This is a genomic window from Rhodococcus sp. EPR-134, from assembly GCF_001647205.1.
Lineage (GTDB): Bacteria > Actinomycetota > Actinomycetes > Mycobacteriales > Mycobacteriaceae > Rhodococcus_F > Rhodococcus_F qingshengii.
In genome coordinates, this window is record NZ_LVCT01000752.1 from 1 (window position 1) to 20,528 (window position 20,528).

General features: G+C 63.3%; 18 protein-coding genes and 2 pseudogenes. 7 read left to right on the top strand and 13 right to left on the bottom strand.

All coding sequences use genetic code 11. The features are described from left to right. The 3 genes and pseudogenes from A2J01_RS32245 to A2J01_RS32255 form a co-directional block, all read left to right on the top strand. Positions 1 to 185, top strand: a pseudogene (locus A2J01_RS32245) (TVP38/TMEM64 family protein); the annotation flags it as partial. Between the two features lie 31 nt (positions 186 to 216). Continuing rightward, positions 217 to 813 (top strand): hypothetical protein, encoded by a 597-nt coding sequence (locus A2J01_RS32250; RefSeq protein WP_042449124.1) that lies wholly within the window; start codon positions 217 to 219, stop codon positions 811 to 813. Between the two features lie 55 nt (positions 814 to 868). Next, complete coding sequence (locus A2J01_RS32255; protein ID WP_003944797.1) at positions 869 to 1,402, top strand: hypothetical protein; 534 nt, start codon at positions 869 to 871, stop codon at positions 1,400 to 1,402. Between the two features lie 43 nt (positions 1,403 to 1,445). On the opposite strand, the gene A2J01_RS32260 is transcribed toward A2J01_RS32255, so the two are convergent. Genes A2J01_RS32260 through A2J01_RS32270 form a run of 3 tightly spaced genes read right to left on the bottom strand, consistent with a single transcriptional unit; the run spans position 1,446 to position 4,030 of the window. Then, positions 1,446 to 2,729 (bottom strand): SPFH domain-containing protein, encoded by a 1,284-nt coding sequence (locus A2J01_RS32260; protein WP_030536387.1) that lies wholly within the window; start codon positions 2,727 to 2,729, stop codon positions 1,446 to 1,448. Beyond that, entirely contained in the window at positions 2,729 to 3,160 is a 432-nt protein-coding gene (locus A2J01_RS32265; protein ID WP_003944877.1) for an NfeD family protein, read from the bottom strand. Before A2J01_RS32265 ends, A2J01_RS32260 begins: the two co-directional genes overlap by 1 nt. Positions 3,161 to 3,202: 42 nt before the next feature. After that, a complete protein-coding gene (locus A2J01_RS32270) occupies positions 3,203 to 4,030 on the bottom strand; it encodes a DUF3097 domain-containing protein (RefSeq protein ID WP_042919794.1) in 828 nt (275 codons plus the stop codon). Positions 4,031 to 4,097: 67 nt separating this feature from the next. Between A2J01_RS32270 and A2J01_RS32275 the strand changes: the two genes are divergently transcribed. Further along, positions 4,098 to 4,889 (top strand): hypothetical protein, encoded by a 792-nt coding sequence (locus tag A2J01_RS32275; RefSeq protein WP_007727857.1) that lies wholly within the window; start codon positions 4,098 to 4,100, stop codon positions 4,887 to 4,889. Here the strand turns inward: A2J01_RS32275 and A2J01_RS32280 are convergent. Beyond that, on the bottom strand, positions 4,879 to 6,672 hold the full coding sequence (locus A2J01_RS32280) for an enoyl-CoA hydratase-related protein (RefSeq protein ID WP_064114341.1): 1,794 nt from the start codon (positions 6,670 to 6,672) through the stop codon (positions 4,879 to 4,881). The genes A2J01_RS32275 and A2J01_RS32280 overlap by 11 nt on opposite strands. A gap of 154 nt (positions 6,673 to 6,826) precedes the next feature. Beyond that, positions 6,827 to 7,318 (bottom strand): hypothetical protein, encoded by a 492-nt coding sequence (locus tag A2J01_RS32285; RefSeq protein ID WP_003944993.1) that lies wholly within the window; start codon positions 7,316 to 7,318, stop codon positions 6,827 to 6,829. Between the two features lie 77 nt (positions 7,319 to 7,395). Here A2J01_RS32285 and A2J01_RS32290 point away from each other — a divergent pair, with 77 nt between their 5' ends. Continuing rightward, positions 7,396 to 7,737: a metallopeptidase family protein gene (locus tag A2J01_RS32290; RefSeq protein ID WP_003944783.1), complete on the top strand. Its 342-nt coding sequence runs from the start codon at positions 7,396 to 7,398 to the stop codon at positions 7,735 to 7,737. Positions 7,738 to 7,843: 106 nt separating this feature from the next. Next, positions 7,844 to 8,452, top strand: a complete 609-nt coding sequence (locus A2J01_RS32295) for a transcriptional regulator (RefSeq protein ID WP_064114342.1) — start codon at positions 7,844 to 7,846, stop codon at positions 8,450 to 8,452. Positions 8,453 to 8,463: 11 nt separating this feature from the next. On the opposite strand, the gene A2J01_RS32300 is transcribed toward A2J01_RS32295, so the two are convergent. The 8 genes from A2J01_RS32300 to A2J01_RS32340 all read right to left on the bottom strand — a co-directional run bounded on the left by A2J01_RS32300 (position 8,464) and on the right by A2J01_RS32340 (position 17,175). Beyond that, positions 8,464 to 9,516 (bottom strand): ferrochelatase, encoded by a 1,053-nt coding sequence (locus A2J01_RS32300; protein WP_007727874.1) that lies wholly within the window; start codon positions 9,514 to 9,516, stop codon positions 8,464 to 8,466. 84 nt (positions 9,517 to 9,600) lie between these two features. After that, positions 9,601 to 10,398 carry an NADH-dependent enoyl-ACP reductase InhA gene (gene inhA, locus A2J01_RS32305; protein ID WP_003944803.1) on the bottom strand — a complete coding sequence of 266 codons (798 nt, stop codon included), beginning with the start codon at positions 10,396 to 10,398 and terminating at the stop codon, positions 9,601 to 9,603. A 54-nt stretch (positions 10,399 to 10,452) separates the two neighbouring features. Continuing rightward, positions 10,453 to 11,202, bottom strand: coding sequence for a 3-oxoacyl-ACP reductase FabG1 (fabG1, locus tag A2J01_RS32310; RefSeq protein ID WP_007727875.1), 750 nt, complete (start codon positions 11,200 to 11,202; stop codon positions 10,453 to 10,455). Between the two features lie 70 nt (positions 11,203 to 11,272). Then, the gene (locus tag A2J01_RS32315) at positions 11,273 to 12,253 is read right to left on the bottom strand and encodes a VWA domain-containing protein (protein ID WP_019748426.1); all 981 of its coding nucleotides are present in this window, start codon (positions 12,251 to 12,253) and stop codon (positions 11,273 to 11,275) included. Beyond that, on the bottom strand, positions 12,250 to 13,242 hold the full coding sequence (locus tag A2J01_RS32320) for a DUF58 domain-containing protein (RefSeq protein ID WP_003944991.1): 993 nt from the start codon (positions 13,240 to 13,242) through the stop codon (positions 12,250 to 12,252). Before A2J01_RS32320 ends, A2J01_RS32315 begins: the two co-directional genes overlap by 4 nt. Further along, on the bottom strand, positions 13,239 to 14,357 hold the full coding sequence (gene moxR1 / locus A2J01_RS32325) for a chaperone MoxR1 (protein WP_223304533.1): 1,119 nt from the start codon (positions 14,355 to 14,357) through the stop codon (positions 13,239 to 13,241). Before moxR1 ends, A2J01_RS32320 begins: the two co-directional genes overlap by 4 nt. Before the next feature lie 228 nt (positions 14,358 to 14,585). Then, entirely contained in the window at positions 14,586 to 16,133 is a 1,548-nt protein-coding gene (locus A2J01_RS32330; RefSeq protein WP_003944866.1) for an NlpC/P60 family protein, read from the bottom strand. Between the two features lie 451 nt (positions 16,134 to 16,584). Next, positions 16,585 to 17,175 (bottom strand): Rv1476 family membrane protein, encoded by a 591-nt coding sequence (locus A2J01_RS32340; RefSeq protein ID WP_021332993.1) that lies wholly within the window; start codon positions 17,173 to 17,175, stop codon positions 16,585 to 16,587. Positions 17,176 to 17,631: 456 nt separating this feature from the next. Between A2J01_RS32340 and acnA the strand changes: the two are divergent. After that, positions 17,632 to 20,433: pseudogene (acnA, locus tag A2J01_RS32345) on the top strand (aconitate hydratase AcnA). Positions 20,434 to 20,528: the final 95 nt, after the last annotated feature.

Genomic DNA, 20,528 nt, shown 5'->3' on the forward strand with positions numbered 1-20,528 from the left:
TTCTGGGCGATGCGCTCTCCGGCGAAGCCGATCCTCGTCTCCTGATTCTGTCCGGGATCTGCATTGCGATCGGCATCGCCGGTCTGGTGTTCGACGCTCGCCGTCAGCCTTCACCGGGCGAAACCATCGTTGACAACGGTCAACCCCAAGAGGTTGATTTGATTGAGTCAACCCAAAACGATTGACTATTGAAAGTCAACTATCTAGCATTGACTAATGTTTGTACTGACGGTGGATCAGCGAGGTAGCCGACGGGATGTCGACCGCGTCGGGGACATCATCGACGACATGGCCGATTGCAGGCTCCTGCGGCCGTTCGAGCGCACAGCGGGCGACGAGATTCAAGCGGTGACCGACGATCCGGCGCTACTCGTCCTCGTCGCACTCGAGCTGATTCGGCGCGAGCACTGGAGTGTCGGGATCGGGATCGGTCCCGTCGAGCAGCCTCTCCCACGGCAGACCCGGGCCGGACGCGGACCGGCATTCGAAGCTGCTCGGATCGCCGTCGAGCGAGCCAAGCGAGCTCCGGCCAGAATTGCCGTCGAACAGGCGCCGGCGGATAGCTCACGCGACGAACTCGCCGCAGATGTCGATGCCGCGTTCACCTTGCTCGGAACGATCGTCACGAGACAGACGAAGGACGGACGCGAAGCCATCGCCCTGATGGACAGCGGACTCACTCAGGTCAGCGCAGCGGCCCACCTCGGAATCACCAAACAGGCCATGTCCAAGCGACTCCTGACAGCCGGGTGGCACGCAGAACTCGCCGGGCGCAGACTCGCAGAACGACTTTTGGTCAGACTCCAGCCCTAGACTGCTCACGCTCGCACCGGTACAAACTCGTCGACACAGCAGGGGGCTCGAATACATGGTCGTTCTGGCGTTGATCGCGCTCGCCGTCGCCGCCGCGGCACCAGCAGTTGCAGCGGCACTGGGACCGCTCAGTCGTGGTCGACTGGAAGTCCCCGAATGGGCGTCGTCCGTGGTGGCTCTTCCGGCGCTGGGTGTTGCCGCACTGGCATCGACCCGAACGACCCCGGTCACCGGTTTCGCTCTCGGGGCGACGCTTGTCCTGTGCGTACTTGCCGCCGCCACGGCCGGTGCACCGTTGGTACTTGCCACCTTCAAGATCGCTCGTCGCCAACCGGACGGGAGCCCGGCACCGGACGCCGGACCTCTTCGCGGCGGACGTGTGATCGGCATCCTCGAACGGCTCGCGGTGGCGGCATCGATTCTCGCAACCTGGCCGGAAGGCATCGCGATCGTCTTGGCAGTCAAGGGGCTCGCGCGGTACCCGGAACTTCGCGAACCTCATGCGTCCGAGCAGTTCATCATGGGAACCTTCGTCAGTGTCCTCTGGGCGATCGCCGTATGCGGAACGGGACGGGCACTCATCACGTAGGTGATGAGTGCCCGTCCCGATCAACGTTCGCTACGAGAGGCGTCTACTGGCGCTGGCCACCCTCGGGCGGCTGCCCCTGGTACGGGTACTTCTGCTGGAAATCTTCACGCTCGGGCGGCAGCGGCAACTGACCCGGCCAAGGATTTTCGCCCTGCTGTGGCAACGCGGGATCTACGAATCCAGGCTGCTCGGGCGCACTCTCACGGCGGTGCCTGACCGCAGCTGCCGGGTCTTCGACCGGTGTGCGTGCAGCAACTTCAGCAGCGCGCACTGCTTCCGCGATAGCCGGATCGGATTTGGTCTCGAACCACTCCGCCACCTCGGCTGAATCGTCCTCAGGATTGGGAAGATTCTCTTCGGCGGCCGGCGGCTCGTACCGGAAAACGCCATCCTGCCCTTGCGCGCCAAGCGTTTTGGCAAATCCCTTCAGCGCGTCACCGAAGTCGCTGGGTACGAGCCACACCTTGTTCGCATCGCCTTGCGCCATCTGCGGCAACGTCTGAAGATACTGGTATGCAAGCAATTCCGGAGTCGGCTTACCGGACTTGATTGCAGCGAAAACCTTCTCGATGGCCTTGGCCTCGCCTTGAGCCTGCAAGTACTTGGCCGCGCGGTCACCTTGAGCGCGAAGGATCTGGGACTGACGCTCACCCTCGGCGTTCAGGATCGAGGCCTGCTTGTTTCCCTCGGCAGAAAGAATCTGGCTCTGCTTGGCACCCTCGGCGGTCTTGATAGCGGATTCGCGGTGACCTTCAGCCGTCAGAATCATCGCGCGCTTCTCGCGGTCCGCCTTCATCTGCTTTTCCATCGACTCCTGGATCGAGGGCGGCGGATCGATGCTCTTGAGCTCGACGCGGGCCACTCGCAGGCCCCAGCGACCAGTCGCCTCGTCGAGGACACCACGAAGCTGACCGTTGATGGAATCACGCGAGGTAAGCGTCTCTTCGAGGGTCATTCCGCCGACGACGTTTCGCAGCGTGGTGGTTGCCAACTGCTCGACGGCAGCGATGTAGTTGCTGATCTCGTACACCGCAGCTTGCGGATTGGTGACCTGGAAGTACACCACCGTGTCGATGGACAGTGTCAGGTTGTCCTGGGTGATCACCGGCTGCGGTGGGAAGGAGACCACCCGCTCACGAAGATCCACCTTGGCGCGCACACGATCGGCGAACGGGATCAAGAACGTGAGCTGCCCGGACACCGTCTTCGAATACCTACCGAGCCGCTCGATCACCGCGGCTTCTGCCTGCGGTACCAGTGCTACCGACTTCGCGACCACCAAGATCACGAATAGCACCAACACACCGAGCACTATGAGTGCTGCCATTAAGGTCCCCTCCAGACGACTGCTGTTGCGCCGTTGATTTCCATCACCGTCACCTTGGTACCCGGCGGGTACACCTCGGTGGTGTCGTACGGCCTGGCAGTCCACACCTCGCCGTCCAACTTGACCTGCCCGGAATGCTCGCCCACTTCTTCCAGAACCAGAGCGTGCTTACCTTCGAGTGCCTGTATTCCGGTCGGGGTCGGCGGCGGACTACCGAAGCGACGCAACATGATCGGTCGCACGCCCAGGACGAGGGCGGCGGAGAACACTCCGAACATGACGGCGTCGACCCACACCGGGAAGTCGGTGACAGCACTGACACCGGCAGTAGCGAGCGCCCCACCGGCGAGCATCAGCAGGAAGAAATCCCCCACCAGCGCTTCGGCCCCGGCGAGCACCAGTGCTCCGATCAGCCAAATAAGTGCAGCCACAACACCATCTAACCAGAATGTGTGACCCAGGCCGCCGCTACGTCAGTTCGGCTCGGTAACGAAATCGACAAGTTGTTCGACTGCACCGATCAAAGGAGCTTCCAGATCGCGGAAGCTCTCGACCGAGTTGTAGACCCGCCGCCAGCCCTCCTGAGGTGTCCCCCAGCCCAGTTCGCGGCAGATTCCCGTCTTCCAATCCTCGCCGCGTGGAATCTTCGGCCAGGAGGCGATTCCGACAGATTTGGGACGAACGGCCTCCCACACGTCGATGTACGGGTGCCCGGTCACCAACACGTCCGGGCCGAGGCCCTGAGTCAGTTGGGTTTCCTTGGAACCGGTGACCAGGTGGTCGACCAGGACCCCGACGCGGCGGCCGGGACCAGGCCCGAATTCGGCAAGCCGCTCCCCCAGATTGTCGAGTCCTTCGAGATGTTCGACGACAACACCTTCGACGCGAAGATCGTGACCCCACACCCGCTCGACGAGGGCAGCATCGTGTACTCCCTCCACCCAGATCCGGCTGGGCAGTGCCGTGCGGGCGCGTAAGCCTTCGACTCGCGTCGAACCCGAAGCCGACCGTGCGGGTTTGGTGGACACGGGCTTGGGGGCCGGGCGTACGAGGGTGACCGGTGCGCCGTCGATGAGGAAGGCCGCCTCGCGCATCGCGAACAACCGCGTTCGGGAACGACCGTCCTCGAGCCGCACGAAATCGCCGTCGTACGTGCGCTCGAAACCGACTACCGCACCGCAGAATCCCGTCGCCGCATCCTCGACGACAAGATCACGCTCGGCCGCGACTTCAGGCGTCACGCGCTTCTGTTTGCGGGTATGACCCGCAAAAATGTCACCGTATCCGTTGCCACCGCTCACGCCGGATCACGCTAGGTCACAACGCCGGGGCCGCGCATGTCGCCACGCCGAACTAAACTTCACGGTCATGAGTTCTCCCAGCGCAACCCTCACCGTGTGGGCAGCGTCATGGCTCGCCGGCGACGCTGCGCCGGACGACGTCATCGACGCCCTTGCCGCGTGGGCACCGATGCACCTGATCGGCGCCGCCGATGCGGAAACCGCGGTCCGCCACGATCTCGAGTGGCCGGGAGTCACGGCTTCCGGTGTGCCCACCCTGCTCAGAATCGCGCGCTCGGAGGCTGCCGAGGTCCGCCTGGTCCTTCCCACGGCCGGTGATGTACGTGGTCTGCCCACCGGGACCGAGTTCGCGCGCGCTGCGATCGCAACGGGTGAAGGGATACAGATCGGCGCCGTCGGCAAGCCCGGAGTCGGACTCGTGCCGTCGAAGGAAGGCCCGGACGTCCTGCGATGGACGGTCTTCTCCATTCCCACTGTGGCGGGCAGCGCCGAATCGATCGGACTCCGCGAAGCCGAATACGAACTGCGCCAAGCTGTTCGGGACGCAGCCGAGGTGCTCGGCGGGCTTCCGGCCGTAGCCACCGGAATGCCTGGAAACGACGCTCGTACGCTGGTCGCCGAAGCCCTGCAGGCACAGGCCGGACACCGCTGGCCGTCGACACTGTCACCTCGCCATCTACAGGTGATCGACACAGCCGACAACGTGGCAGCCATTCTCACCGTGGCTGCGTCGGTATCGACCAACCAGGCCCCGAGCGTGTCCACTGCGCAGAGGCGTGACGACCTGCTGCGACGACTGTGGGACGTTGTTCGCACTGCCCGTGTCGCGTCGGCGAACAGCGTGTCGATCAGAGCTTGAGCACGAAGTTCCGGCGTTTCTCGGCAAACCCGTTGCGGTCACCGAACATGTCGATCTTCATCTCTTCGAGCTCACGCTCCTCGTAGGGCTCCACCGGATCACGTTCCAGTCGAAGACGTTTGCGCTCCAGCATCGATTCCAGCCGATCTCCTTCGAGCAAGTCGGTGGCGACCTCGCGCAACCACGCCTCGAACAGATCCGGCCGCCTGGGGCCGATCGCGTCGACAAGTCCGATGTCCAAGGCTCGACGGATGCCTATCGCACTGCACTCGGCCAGCAGACTGCGGGCCTGCTGCTCGCCGACCCGAGCCGGAAGTGTGTACGTGTGCAGTTCCGAGCCGAACAGGCCCATCGTGGCGTAATGAGGATTGAGAACCACACCGTCCCTGGCCACGACTACGTCGGCTCCAAGCGGGAGCATGACCCCGCCGGCACCGGCGTTGCCTGTGAATGCCGCCACCACAACCTGTTCCGTACAGGTGACGATCGCTTTCGCGATCTCGTTGATGGCTTTGATGTTGGCCCACGCTTCTCCGGCTTGATCCGACGCGGCCTCGATGACGTTGAGGTGGATACCGTTGCTGAATCTGTCGTAGTCACCCGTCAGGACAAGGATCTTGGTGTCCTGCGTGATCGCCCAGCGGAGCCTGGAGGCCAGTCGCGCGCATTGCTTCGTACTCATCGCACCGTTGTAGAAGCGGAACGAGAGATATCCGATTTCGCCGTCGCGGTGATAGTCGGTCTCGGGGTAACGACTCTCCCAGACCTGTGGAACGAACACGTCCGGACGTACGACCGCGGTCGACGGAAGTTTGACATTGCCGGCGCCGACGAGCCGCGCATGTCCGATCCATACGGAGCCCGCACCGGTGGCAACACGTATTGCCTGGTGGAAGTACTCGACGATGGTGCCGGGCGCTGCATCGACGTGGGTATCGAGGTGAGCGTCGTAGACGTAGACCCGGTCGAGCCCCAACTGAACGGCGACGCCGGGAAACCCGTCGGCGGCGTTGACGGCGCGGACGATGCTCGACGCGTCTTCCTCCCAGCTGAAAACGCGATCGGCCTGTTTCATGCTGGGCCTCGATCGGGCCGATGCCACGGGCCGCGCAACTCGGTCCGATGGGATCGCCTGGAAGTCAGGAGTACGGAAATGTTCGACGACCTCCGTAATGCACTCCATCGCCGCGTCGGTGACTTCCTCGTTGTATACCGAGGATTTGGTTGCCCCGTTCCGGAGTTCGAACGTCCGCCAGGCCCACACCGGCCCGGCGTCGAGTTCCTCAGCGGCCTGCAATGCCGTGACACCCCAGATCGGTTCGCCATCCGTTATCGCCCAGTCCAGCGACGACGGCCCGCGATCTCCGGGCGGGCCGGGATGGATGATGATCGTTGTCCACCGCTGCCAAACAGATTCCGGGACATAGGCTTTCAAAAACGGGCAGATGACGAGGTCAAAATCTCCCGAAGACGTCGCGGCCAGCACTGCGTCCGCGTCGGCGACGACGGCTGTACGGACTTGGTGTCCCGCCTCGCGAAGAACAAGACCGACCCGCTGCGAGAGACCGTTGTCGGAGGTGACGAGAAGAAGCACGCTCAACGGTGGCGCGAAGGTCATACGTGGGCGTGAGCGCCGGAACAGCGCCGCCGTCGCCGCTCGCAGACGGCCCCTGCCCGATACACCTTCACGTAGCTTCGCCGTTGCTCCATCGCTGGAAATAGCCACAGAAGTCGTGAGCGCGGCCGATTTGGGCATCGGTCGCACTTCGGGGGTCGAAACCATGAATTCCTGCTCGCATGCTCGGGTATCTGCAGCGCAGACCAGACTCCCCCCAGAGCAGGACCGACGCACCGATAGATTGATTGAGGTATTTAGGGACTTTATACCTACCGTCGGTTTGTTTCAATAGCTATTTTCAAGCAAACCTTTTGATCGATCAACCCACAGTCTTGTGATTGATCGCGATATGGCGGTCGATGCGAATATGTTCATCCAGCGTCGGGTAGCGCAAACCGGTGTCCTGGCTGTACCCCTGACGGCGCAACCAATCCAGGACGTCGCCCCAGAACCAGATCCCCCCGGCAACCGAGTTGTACGGAATCGGGAAAGGCGTAGCCGCCTGCCGGACCCCTCGCACCCACTGCCCGACAGCTTGCCGCGTCACCCCCGCACGGTCGGCAATGTCCTGACGTGACACCAGATCGGGATGTGTCCGCTGGGGACGCACGCCTGCAGCCACCAACTGGTCCACCACTGTGATAGCCGTTGTCGCCGCTCGCATACCTTCCGAGGTGAGCGTCAGCAGCTGCAGCCCGCGTCGGTCCTCGACCCTTCCGCCCAAGCTCTCTTCGATCGCCTGCTCTTGCGAGACTGTCAGCATCTGAACGATGAATGTGAATTCGTAACGGTGATAGAGGTCTTCGGCCACGCAATGAACATAGCCGTAAGCTGCACTGTTTCCACATGGACACACCCGGATCCCGCCCCCGCACGCACAATGGGCAAATGATCGACGTGGACGACAGCCAGTTCGAGGACATGGTCAAGCGGGCGCTCGACAGCCTGCCGCCGAAATTGGGTGCGGAGATGGCCAATGTCGCAGTGACCGTTCAACTCGAAGGTGGACGACCGGGGCTACTCGGGCTGTATCAGGGCATCCCACTGACCAAGAGAACCACCACGTACGCCGGCGTCCTTCCCGACCGCATCACGATCTACCGCAGGGCCATCTGTGCGATCTGCAGCACCGAAGACGAGGTGATCGAGCAAGTTCGCCGAACAGTGATCCACGAAATCGGCCACCACTTCGGGATCGGAGATCCCCGGTTGCGTGAACTCGGATGGTGACAACCGACTCATCTACAAGTCGGAAATCAGCTAGAGGTTGATAATCGGCGAATTGTCATGTCAGCTGTACCAAACCCGCAACAATTGAACACTTACAGGAGTTCGCATGGTCAATTTGATCCAGATCGCCCCGAAGAATGCCCCGACGTTCGCGATGAGCCGACAGAAGGCCGCAGAACTGCTGGGCATCTCGGTCGACAGCGTCGCGTTTCTCCTCAAGTCTCGCTATCTCCCGGATCTGGACGCCGGTCGGTTGATCAAGATGGCCAACCAGCCCTGGTTGTACTCGGACGGCGACTTTCCCGTCCTTCAGCAGGGCGCATCCGAACTTGCCCCCAAGAAGATGCTGCCCGCACGTAAGTACATCGGCGAGAGCGCAATTCACTCCGACGCCGAATGCGTGGAGGCCAACCAGGGGCAGTGGGCGGGATTCAACGTCGACCATGTGCTCGGCGCCCGCTTCCTGCCTGTGACGCTGCGCAAGTTTCCGGTGTCGGTGCTGCAGATCCACGACGTCAACGACGACGACGAAGAACGCGTCTCGTTTGTCGCGACCCTCGCCGGGCGAGTCCGCGAACTGGGCGCGCCCGAACTCAACTACATCGACCCGTCACTGAGCCCCGAGGATCGACAGATCGTCGAGACGCTCCTCACCTCGCGCAGCACGTCCACCGTTCCCGGGCTCTGCGGAAAGCTCAAGCATCCGAACACCTGAGCGTCGGACCGTCAGCGGGGACGCTGAACGGCCGCGCAGCAATTGACTGCACACGAGAGACCGTTGGTGGTCGAGCCGAGCAGCGGCTCGACCCCCAGTCGCAGTGGCTGCTCGGCCTCGGCCAGTTCCCGAACGAGCGTGGGCACCAGCTGCGCGAAACGCTGATCGCGGCCGGGCGTTGCTGCCCGAACGAAATCCATCCCGAGTTCGGCTGCCTTGTCCTTGGCCTCGGTGTCCAGGTCCCACACCACTTCGAGGTGATCGGAGACGAAACCGACGGGGCACACGATCACGGCGCGAACATCCTTGGCGGACAACGTATCCAGGTGATCACAGATGTCGGGGTCCAGCCACGGAACCTGCGGCGGGCCTGATCGCGACTGCCACACCAGATCGAAATCCTCGACGCCGACGGCCTCGGCAACCAACTTCGCGGCCTCGGCGACCTGTCGACTGTAGAGGTTTCCGCCCTCTGCCGGCGGCCCTGCATTGCGGTCTGCGGCACTCGGTACCGAATGCGCGGTGAACACCAGGCGCGCAGTATCGCGAGTCGCTTCGGGCAACTCTGCGCGGGCCGCGCGCACACCGTCGGCGAACGCGCCGACGACCAGCGGATGGTCGTAGTACTGGCGAAGTTTTGTCAGCGTCGGTGCGCCGTCACCGACCGCCTCACGGGCACGGGCGATGTCCTCGTGGTACTGCCGACATCCGGAGTAACCACCCCACGCCGACGTGGCGAACACGGCGGCGTTGCGGACACCGTCCTCGCGCATCTTGGCAACGGTGTCTTCGACCATCGGGTGCCAGTTGCGGTTGCCGAAGTACACGGGCAAATCCACGCCGGCTGCTGCCAGCTCACCTTCGACCCGTTCGATCAGGTCTCGGTTGAGCGCGTTGATGGGCGAAACTCCACCGAAATGCATGTAGTGCTCGACGACAGCGTCGAGCCGCTCCGGTGGCACTCCCCTACCGCGCGTGACGTTTTCGAGGAACGGCCGTACGTCTTCGGGTTTTTCGGGACCGCCGAACGACAAAACGAGAAGAGCATCGAACTGCATGTCCATACTTACGGTCATGAGTTCAATCTTGCGCGATGCCGTTCGGCGGGAGTCACCCGGGTACTCACCTGCGTAGTAGAAGGGGTGCTACTAGCCGACCATCGCGTGGAAGCCGCCGTCGACGTAGATGATCGACGCGGTCGTGCCGGGCAACCAATCCGAGAGAACGGTGCAGACCGTTTTGGCGACCGGCTCGCGATCGTCGACGTCCCAGCCGATGGGCGCAGCACCGTCCCATGCGGTGTTCAGCTTGTCCAACTCCGCGCCCGGACCGGTGCTGTCACCGGCAATGGCCTTGGCGGCCAAGGTCTTGATCGGGCCGGAGGACACCAGGTTCGAGCGGATGCCGCGGACGCCGACCTCTTTGGCCACGTACCGATTGACGGCCTCGAGGGTCGCCTTGGAGACACCCATCCAGTTGTAGAACGGCATCGCGCGCGCCGGATCGAAGTCCATACCGACGATGGACGCGTTGTCGTTGAGCACCGGCAGCAAGGCCTTGGCCAGTGCGCTGTACGAGTAGGCGGACACCTCGAGTGCGACCGCCACGTCTTCCCACGGCGCGTCCATGAACGGGCTTCCCAGGCAGGAGCGGGGAGCGAAGCCGATCGAGTGGACGACGCCGTCGATACCCTCGGGAGCCAGCTCGCGCACACGCTCGGCGAGAGATGCGAGATCCTCCGAGCTCTGGACGTTGAGCGAGATTGCCGGCGGCACGGGCTGCGGCAGTCGCTGGGCGATGCGATCGATGAGGCGCAGACGATCGAATCCGGTGATCAGTACCTTCGCGCCCTGCTCCTGCGCGACCTTGGCCACGTGGAACGCGATCGACGAATCGGTGATGATGCCGGTGACAAGAATGGTCTTACCCTCGAGCAAGCCGCCCATGAGATGTCCTCCTGATTTCAGACGTACGAGAAAGGTGTGTGTGCGAAAAGCGGGTCAGTGCCCCATGCCGAGTCCACCGTCGACGGGGATGACCGCACCCGAGACGTAGGCCGAATCGTCGGAGGCGAGGAAACTGACAACTGCTGCAACATCTTCCGGCTTTCCGGTCCGCTGCAACGGGATGAACTCGGTGGCCTTGTCCTTGACGTCGTCGCCCAGTGCTGCCGTCATGTCGGTCTCGATGAACCCGGGAGCGACGACGTTGGCGGTGATCGAACGTGAGCCGAGTTCCCTTGTCAGGGAACGAGCGATACCGACGATGCCTGCTTTGGACGCGGCGTAGTTGACCTGGCCGGCTTGACCTGCCAGACCCACCACAGAGCCGAGGAAGATGAACCGTCCGAAACGCGCGCGCAGCATCGACCGGGTCGCACGCTTCGAGAGGCGGAACGTACCGGTGAGGTTCGCGTCGACGACGCTCGTGAACTGCTCTTCGCTCATTCGCATGATCAGTGTGTCGTCGGTGACGCCGGCATTGGCGACGATGACCTCGACCGGCCCCTGGTGCGCTTCGACCTCTTTGAATGCACGGTCGATCGACTCGGTGTCGGTGACGTCGCACACGACGCCGAACAACCCTTCGGGGACACCGGAACCGCGGTGCGTGACGGCTACCTTGTGGCCGTCTGCGGCGAGCCGCTGAGCGACGGCCAAGCCGATTCCGCGGTTACCGCCGGTGACGAGCACCGAGCGCGGTGTGGTGACGGTCCGTTCGGAAACCACTGTCGTGGGAGGGGTAGACATGGCGATCAACCTATCAATTCTCTGCGGGCCGCGTACCAGCGGTATTTGGACAATTCGGAACTGCTCTCGATCAGGGCAGACGCTGCCTGCGTACCAGGGCAATCGTCAGACCAGCGGTCGCGAACACGACGCCGAGAACCAACCACGGTCGACTCGCATCGCCTCGTGTCGTCTCGAAACCGATCTGCTCTTCGAGCGTGTCGTACACCTGGCGCAGTTCTTCGAGGCTCGATGCCGTGAAGAAACTTCCGCCGGAAAGGTTGGCGATCTCCTTCAATGACGCGTCGTCGACCGGGACGGGGATTCGGTCTCCTTCGATCTCGACTCGCCCGTATGTCGTTCCGAAGGAAATGGTCGAGATCGGAACGCCCTTGTCCTTGGCCTGACGGGCAGCGGTGAATCCGCCCCGCGGATCGTCCGAGTTTTCGGGAACGGTCTGCTTACCGTCGGACAGCAACACGATGCGCGCCGGTGGCGCCTGATCGCTGCCGCCGAGAACAGCCGACAGCGTGTCGATCGACTGCAACGAGGTGAAGATCGCTTCGCCCGTCGCCGTTCGCTCACTGAGCTTGAGGTTGTCGATGGCGACCTTCGTCGCGTCACGATTCGTGGTGGGCGACACCAGAACCGAAGCCGTTCCGGCAAATGCGACCAACCCGAGGTTGATGCCGGGAGTCAGACCGTCGGCGAACGACTTCGCAGCTTCCTGCGCTGCTGCCAATCGCGTCGGCTCGACGTCGGTGGCCTGCATCGACAGCGACACGTCGATCACGAGGATCACCGTGGCGCGGTTTCGCGGGACCTTCTTGTCTGCCGTCGGACCGGCAAGGGCGACGGTGAAGAACACCAACGCGACGACCATCAGAATCGCTGGAATATGACGCCACCGCCCGGGCCGCGAAGGCGCGACCTTCTCCAGTAGCGCGAAGTTCGTGAACCGAAGTGTGTGCTTGGCCCGCTGCTTCTGCACGAGTACGTAACCGACCACCAACGCGGCGATGACAGCGAGGAACAGCAGCCACCACGGTGCGGTGAATTGAGAAAGACTCACGAACGAACGCCCCCAGTTCCGGCGCCGGCACCATAACTGTGTCGGCGTGCCGAGATGAATCTCACGACGTCGGCAATCCAGTCCCGATCGGTGTGCAGGGACATGAGCGGTGCGCCGCAACGACGTAGAGCTTGCCTGACCTCGACGCGGTGCTCGGCGGCGACTCTGGCGAAGTCGGCGCGCAGTTGCGGCGTCGTGGTGAATTCTCTGGTCCGGCCGGACTCGGGATCGTGGAGCACCACGTCGCCCACGTCGGGCAGTTCGAGGTCTCGCGGATCGACCACTTCCACACCGAGCACGTCGTGCCGTCCTGAAATGGCGCGCAGCGAGCGTTCCCAGTCGATCGGTCCGAGGAAGTCGCTGATGACGACCGCGAGTCCGCGCCGACGCTGTGGGCGTCTGAGCGCTTCGATCGCGCCGACCAGATCACCGCGTACCCCGTCCGGCGCGTGCGGAGTCGTCGCGATCTTGCGGAGCATCGCCTGTGCGTGAATTCGCCCACCGCGGGCCGGAATTCGAGTTGTCTGTGCGCCGGTCGAGATGATGGCGCCGACGCGGTTACCGCCCGAACTGGTCAGGTGAGTGATCGCCGCGGCTGCGGCGACGACCAGGTCGCGCTTCTCGCATCCGGCGGTCCCGAAGTCGAGACTTGCGGACAAGTCGATGACGAGCCACGTCTCGAGCTCACGATCTGCGACCGACTGACGCACGTGTGGGTGCGTCGTCCGTGCTGTGACGGACCAGTCCATCTGCCGCACGTCGTCGCCCGGCTGATACTCGCGGGCATCTCCCGGCTCCGAACCCGGACCGGGAATCAGGCCGAGATGATCGCCGTGCAGCACACCGTCGAGGCGGCGGCGAACCGTCAGTTCGAGGGTGCGCAGCGCAGCGGTGAGTTTGGGGTCGCTGAGCTCGCCGGATCGGAACGACGGCGGAGAACCGGTGGATCCGGCGGGTGTCGCCTGGCCACCGTCGCGGCCTTCGGTCACTGCGGGCGACTCATCGTCTCAGCGGTCGCAATCGGCGCGCCGTTGCCCTGCGGATTAGCTGTGCCCTGCGGATTAGCTGTGCCCGGTGCGTTGAACTGCGGTGCTTGCGGTGCGCCCTGCTGGGGCGGTCCGGGAACGGTAGGAACCGGCCGCGCGGCGATCTGCGGCAGTCCGACGGTCTGCAGCACCCGGGCGATGACGGCGTCGGGAGTCACCTCGTCGGCCATGGCGTCGTAGGAAAGAACGAGGCGGTGACGCAACACGTCCGGGATCACCTCGATGACGTCCTGCGGCACTACGTAGTCGCGCCCGCGGACGAGAGCGAGAGCTCGCGACGCGGCGATGATGCCGAGCGTCGCGCGGGGTGAGGCGCCGTACGCGATCCAGCCGGCGACGTCCTCGAGTCCGACCTCACGCGGCGTACGCGTGGCGGCGATGACCCGGACAACGTAATCGACGAGCGCGTGGTGAACGAAGACGTTGCTGGCGACGCGTTGGAGCCTGACCAACTCCTCCGGACCGAGGATCTGGTGCGGCTCCGGCGCTGCCACGCCCATCCGGTAGACGATTTCGCGTTCTTCCTCCACTGTCGGGTAATCGACGAGGATCTTGAACAGGAAGCGGTCGCGCTGCGCTTCGGGGAGCGGATAGACGCCCTCGTTCTCGATGGGGTTCTGCGTCGCCATCACCAGGAACGGATCGGGCATGTGGTACCGCTTGCCACCGATCGAGACGTGGCGTTCTGCCATCACCTCGAGGAGCGCGGACTGCACCTTGGCCGGGGCACGGTTGATCTCGTCGGCCAACACGAAGTTGGCGACGACGGGTCCGAGTTCGGTGTCGAACTCCTCGCGGCCCTGACGGTAGATGCGCGTGCCGATCAGGTCGGTGGGCACCAGGTCCGGGGTGAACTGGACGCGGGAGAACGAACCGCCGACGACCTTCGCGAAAGTCTCGACGGCCAGCGTCTTGGCGACACCGGGGACGCCTTCGAGGAGGACGTGCCCCTTGGCGAGAAGTCCGACGAGAATGCGCTCGACAAGCCGGTCCTGCCCGACGATGACTCGCTTGACCTCGTAAATCGCTCGCTCCAAGGTCTGAACGTCGGCTGCCAGGGAAGGTGCTGCTCCGTCCGCACTTCCACTCGCCTTGCTTACGTCGACCGTTCCGACCGAATCTTCACGTGAGGTCACCAAGAATCCATCGCTTTCACCTAGAAAAGTACCGACAGTAACGTGTTCCCCGTCAACTATTCCAGGTAGTTGCGCTCGATGCCGTAACACCACGTCGGGAACTTGATACTTCCCTGAAAATGCGGGTGTCAGTGGCATTTCCTCTGACGGTCAGGACACCAGTCGGACGGCGTACGGCGTCATTCCACCCCACCGAACCGGTGAGACCATGACACTCGAACCGGATTGTGGTGCCTCGAGCATCTGACCGTTACCGAGGTAGAGCGCCACGTGTTGGCTGGCGTTGGGGCCGTAGAAGATCATGTCGCCGCGCTTCATCTCCGAAGACGGAACCTGAGTGCCTGCGGTGTACTGATAGCCGGTGTAGTGCGGCAGCGAGATCCCGATGCCGGCAAAGGCATAGATCATCAAGCCGGAGCAGTCGAACCCGACCTTGTTGAAGTCGCCGTAACTGTCAGCGACGCCGCCGTCACGGATGCCTCGCGTCGGTCCGTTCTCGTCGCCGCCGCCCCAGGCATACTGCACGCCTAGCTGAGACATTCCGCGGTCGATGACGGATTCGATTGCAGCGCTTCCGGTAACGGAAGGCTTCGGAGTGGTGGGTTTCGGCGTCGTCGGCTTCGGGGTGGTGGGCTTGGGCGTCGTGACCGTTTCCTCGTCGGTGCCGGTCTCTTCGTCCGTGCCTGTTTCCTCGTCGGTCCCTGTTTCTTCGTCAGTCCAGGTGTCGTCGTCGTCCGGGATGACGGTCGGAGTCGGGTCTTCGACCGCGGTGTGCGGACGCTGGGCCGCTGCCAGTGCGGCAGCTCGATCCTTGGCTGCCTGGTCGGCTGCGGCACGGGCGGCGGCCTGAGCGGCCGCTTCCTTGGCAGCGGCTTCGAGAGCCTTCTGATGAGCTTCCTCGGCACGGCGCTGTTCGTCCCAGGTCGCGTATGCCTGGCGTTGACCCTGCAAGCCGGCGACGGCGTTGCGGGCGGCGTCGAGCTGAGCCTGGGCAGAGTTGCGCTCGGCTTCGATCGCGGCCTTCTTGGCTACCTGCTGATCGAGAGCGTTGCGCGCGATCTGAATCGCTTGCTCCGCCAGATCCTTCAGCTGCGCGGCGACCTCGGCGGCGGCATCGGCCTGCTGCTTGGCCTGGCGGGTCGCGGAATCCTTGTTCGCCTGCTCGGTACGTGCTCGCTGGAGACCGTCGAGCACTGCACTCTGCGTATTGGCGAGAAGCTTGAGGACCTGCGCGCGGTCGAGAACGTCGCCAGGACCCTTGGCGTCGAGGAACGACGAGATCGACGCAGTATTGGTGCCCTTGACGTAGCTCGAGCGTGCGTACTTGTCGAAGTCCGTCTGAGCGACCTCGATCTGCGCCGACGCGTCCTTCAGAGCTTGTTTCGTGACTCCGACGGCCTGCGCTGCGGAGTCTGCGGCGCCGCGAGCGTTCTGCAGATCCACGAGAGTCTTGTTGACGTCTTCACGCTTGATCGCAACTTCGTTGTCGAGTGCCGACAACTGTTCGTTTGCCGATGCGACTTGATTGATGAGCGCGCTGACGGTGCCGACGCTCGACGAGACCTGCGAATCTGCCGCGGCGATATCCGAGTCACTCGGATTCGGCGGCGGTGGCGGTACGGCCGAGGACATGGCCGGCGTCCCGACGATCAGGGATCCGACGACGCCGAATCCGATGACCAGTTGCGCCAGGCGCATCGATTTACGGGAAGGACCACGACGGGACTCGCCGCCACGTGTTACTTGCCTCACAAATAACTCTCCCTCGCGTGTAACGCCACGGCCCGCTGGGTCGCCGATCCGTGCGGGGAGGGAATGCGCAGACCAAGCACCGGTCGCCCACAGCCCGAGAGCTGCTCGTCGACCTGGACGTGCCGTACGAACGCCACCGTCGACACCTCGAGAACGAGGCAACCGACAAGTACGCGTCGAACAACATCAGCCTGTCTGCGACACTTCTTCCCCAAAAAGTGCCAGTTGTACCGTACGACACTCAAGCGTTCTTTGGAAACTTTAGCCACAAATAACACAAACGGTATTTGAGCTGGTCGAATGGCATGCAGGCACCAAAAAGGGCAGGTACTCACCGCAAACAGCAGTGAGTACCTGTTTTCGACGAGTTACTGAAAATCTCGCAAAAGGACCAAGGTCAGACGGAATCGGCCCGGTGGTCGGATGGTGCTGGTGTTTCCGAAGTCGAGGCGATATGTCTGGTTTGCGCGTTTTCTGGCTCTCGCCGCCACTTGACGGCAAAGGTAATTCCGGCAATAACCGCCACCACTGCGATGACAAGGACCGTGTAAAGCGTCCACGGCGGACCTGGCGCCACGATCTCGTGCGAGAAGCGGTCCGCGGTCACGCTTGCGCTTTCGCCGAAAGATCGGTCCTGTGCAGTTTCGAGCTGCACTCGACTGATCGAATCGCTGTAGCTACCCATCCAGTCAGGGCTCAGAACGAGAACCGTTCCGCCTTCTGTTTTGCCGACCGTCGTGGCCAGGTCTCGAAGATCGGACGGCCGGCCCGGATTTGCGTCGACTACTACGACGCTCAAGTCGACACCACGTTCACGAGCGTCGGTCACCACCGCGGTCAGCCCCGCAACATCATCCGCGGGGGCGGAGACGCCGTCCGTCGAAATGTCCGCGAGCACGTCGTCGAGATCGACGTCCGACGGAACAGCGACGTGCAACGGGGACTTCACGTGCACAGGCGCAAAAGCGTGATTTGTAGGAGCAGACATCTCTCATCCGGGTGCTGTTCGGATTCCGTCCACCGCTGAGATGCGGGGAGTTCTTCCGAGGTCGTTTTTCGGCGGCCGACCCGCGACGGGCCTGCATGCACCCTACTTCAGGTCGACTGCCACCAGGCGTCACACACAACCGCCGCGCGTGCCGCCCGAGCGGTAGCTGTGGGTGCGGTCACCCAGCCAAGCCTGCGTTGCGCAGGCCCGCAGTCTGCATGAAGATTGTTTCGGTCAACTTGCCCTGAATTCTCACAGGACAAGCGTACTGTTAGACTTGGACCAAGAGGTACCACCGGTCAGGACAGGTTCTACTGCAGCTCCGATGTTCGGACAGTTCTCACGCGAACTGTGCGATTGGCGTGAGCTACGGAGGATCTTCCCGGCCGAAGTACCTCGCTTCAGCTGCCGACACAGCCCCGTCGGTAGCGACCCTCATAGACGAGTGGAGCAGACGTGAGCACCAGTATCGATTCATTCGGAGCCAAGGGAACCCTCGAGGTCGGTGAGAACTCTTACGAGATCTTCCGCCTCTCGGCCGTCCCCGGCACCGAGAAATTGCCCTATTCCTTGAAGGTTCTCGCCGAGAACCTTCTCCGCACCGAAGACGGCGCCAACATCACCGCGGATCACATCCGCGCAATCGCAAGCTGGGATCCCTCAGCCGAGCCGAGCATCGAAATCCAGTTCACGCCTGCCCGCGTGATCATGCAGGACTTCACCGGCGTTCCTTGCATCGTCGACCTCGCCACCATGCGTGAGGCCGTCACCACCCTCGGTGGCGACCCGAACAAGGTCAACCCGCTCTCCCCCGCCGACATGGTCATCGACCACTCGGTCATCCTCGACGTCTTCGGCCAGGCCGACGCACTCGAGCGCAACGTCGACCTCGAATACGAGCGCAACGGCGAGCGTTACCAGTTCCTCCGTTGGGGCCAGGGCGCATTCGACGACTTCAAGGTCGTCCCCCCGGGAATGGGCATCGTTCACCAGGTCAACATCGAGTACCTGGCACCCACCGTCATGTCGCGTAACGGACAGGCATACCCCGACACCTGTGTCGGCACCGACTCGCACACCACGATGGTCAACGGCCTCGGCGTGCTCGGCTGGGGCGTCGGCGGCATCGAGGCCGAGGCAGCAATGCTCGGCCAGCCCGTCTCCATGCTGATCCCCCGCGTCGTCGGCTTCAAGCTCTCCGGTGAGATCAAGCCCGGCGTCACCGCAACCGACGTCGTGCTCACCGCCACCTAGATGCTCCGTAAGCACGGCGTCGTCGGCAAGTTCGTCGAGTTCTACGGCAACGGTGTTGCCGAGGTTCCGCTCGCGAACCGCGCGACGCTGGGCAACATGAGCCCCGAATTCGGTTCCACCGCAGCGATCTTCCCGATCGACGCCGAGACCATCGAATACCTGCGCCTCACCGGCCGCAGCGACGAGCAGCTCGCTCTCGTCGAGGCGTACGCCAAGGAACAGGGCCTGTGGCACAACCCCGACAAGGAACCCGTCTTCTCGGAGTACATCGAGCTGGATCTGGGAACCGTTGTTCCCTCGATCGCCGGCCCGAAGCGCCCGCAGGACCGAATCCTGTTGTCGGAGTCCAAGACTGCGTTCCGCAAGGACATCCACAACTACGTGGAAGAGAACCACCCGACCGAGCACACCCAGCTCGACGAGGCCGTCGAAGAGTCCTTCCCGGCTTCCGATCCCGCGGTTCTGTCGTTTGCCGACGACGGAGCGGTCGACGTTCTCTCTGCTGCCAACGGTGCAGAAGGCCGTCCGAGCAAGCCGGTCGTCGTCAAGTCCGACGCCGGTGAGTTCGTTCTCGACCACGGCGCCGTCGTTGTTGCAGGTATCACCTCCTGCACCAACACGTCCAACCCGTCGGTCATGCTCGGTGCTGCACTGCTCGCACGCAACGCCGTCGAGAAGGGCCTCGCCACCAAGCCGTGGGTCAAGACCAACATGGCTCCCGGTTCGCAGGTCGTCACCGATTACTACGAGAAGGCCGGCCTGTGGCCGTACCTCGAGAAGCTCGGTTACTACCTCGGTGGTTACGGCTGCACCACGTGCATCGGTAACACCGGACCGCTGCCCGAGGCAGTCTCGAAGGCGATCAACGACAACGACCTCTCGGTCACCGCGGTGCTCTCGGGTAACCGTAACTTCGAGGGACGTATCTCCCCCGACGTCAAGATGAACTACCTGGCTTCCCCGCCGCTCGTGATTGCCTACGGCCTCGCCGGAACCATGGACTTCGACTTCGAGACCGATTCGCTCGGTAACGACACCGACGGAAACCCCGTCTACCTCAAAGACATCTGGCCGTCCACGCAGGAAATCGAAGAGACCATCAAGTCCTCGATCGACCAGGACATGTTCCGCAAGTCGTACGCAACCATCTTTGCGGGCGACAGCCGCTGGCAGAACCTCGAAACCCCGAAGGGTGACACCTTCGAGTGGGACGAGAACTCCACCTACGTGCGGAAGCCACCTTACTTCGACGGCATGACGATGGATCCGGCTCCGGTCAAGGACATCAAGGGCGCTCGCGTCCTCGCACTGCTCGGCGACTCGGTCACCACCGACCACATCAGCCCGGCAGGTCCGATCAAGGTCGGCACCCCCGCTGCGCAGTACCTCGACTCCCATGGCGTCGAGCGTGCGGATTACAACTCGCTCGGCTCGCGTCGCGGTAACCACGAGGTCATGATTCGCGGAACGTTCGCGAACATCCGTCTGCGCAACCAGCTCCTCGACGACGTCTCGGGTGGTTACACCCGCGACTTCACGCAGGACGGCGCACCGCAGGCATTCATCTACGACGCGTCGCAGAACTACCAGGCAGCCGGCATCCCGCTGGTCGTCCTGGGCGGCAAGGAGTACGGCTCCGGATCCTCGCGTGACTGGGCAGCCAAGGGCACGAGCCTGCTCGGCGTCAAGGCCGTCATCACCGAGTCGTTCGAGCGCATCCACCGCTCCAACCTGATCGGCATGGGCGTTGTCCCGCTGCAGTTCCCGGTCGGCGAGTCCGCAGGTTCGCTCAAGCTCGACGGCACCGAGACCTTCGACATCGAAGGTGTCGAGAAGCTCAACGAGGGCGTCACCCCGAAGACCATGAAGGTCACGGCGACGCGCGAGAACGGCGAGAAGGTCGTGTTCGACGCAGTCGTACGCATCGACACCCCCGGCGAAGCGGATTACTACCGCAACGGTGGCATCCTGCAGTACGTGCTTCGCAACATGATCCGGGGCTAGTAGGCACTACGTGCCTGTGAGCACTTTCGGCCCCTGACGGGTCACAAGCGCTCACGACCACTTTCGCCGGAAGGCGAACCAGGTTTCATCGGTGG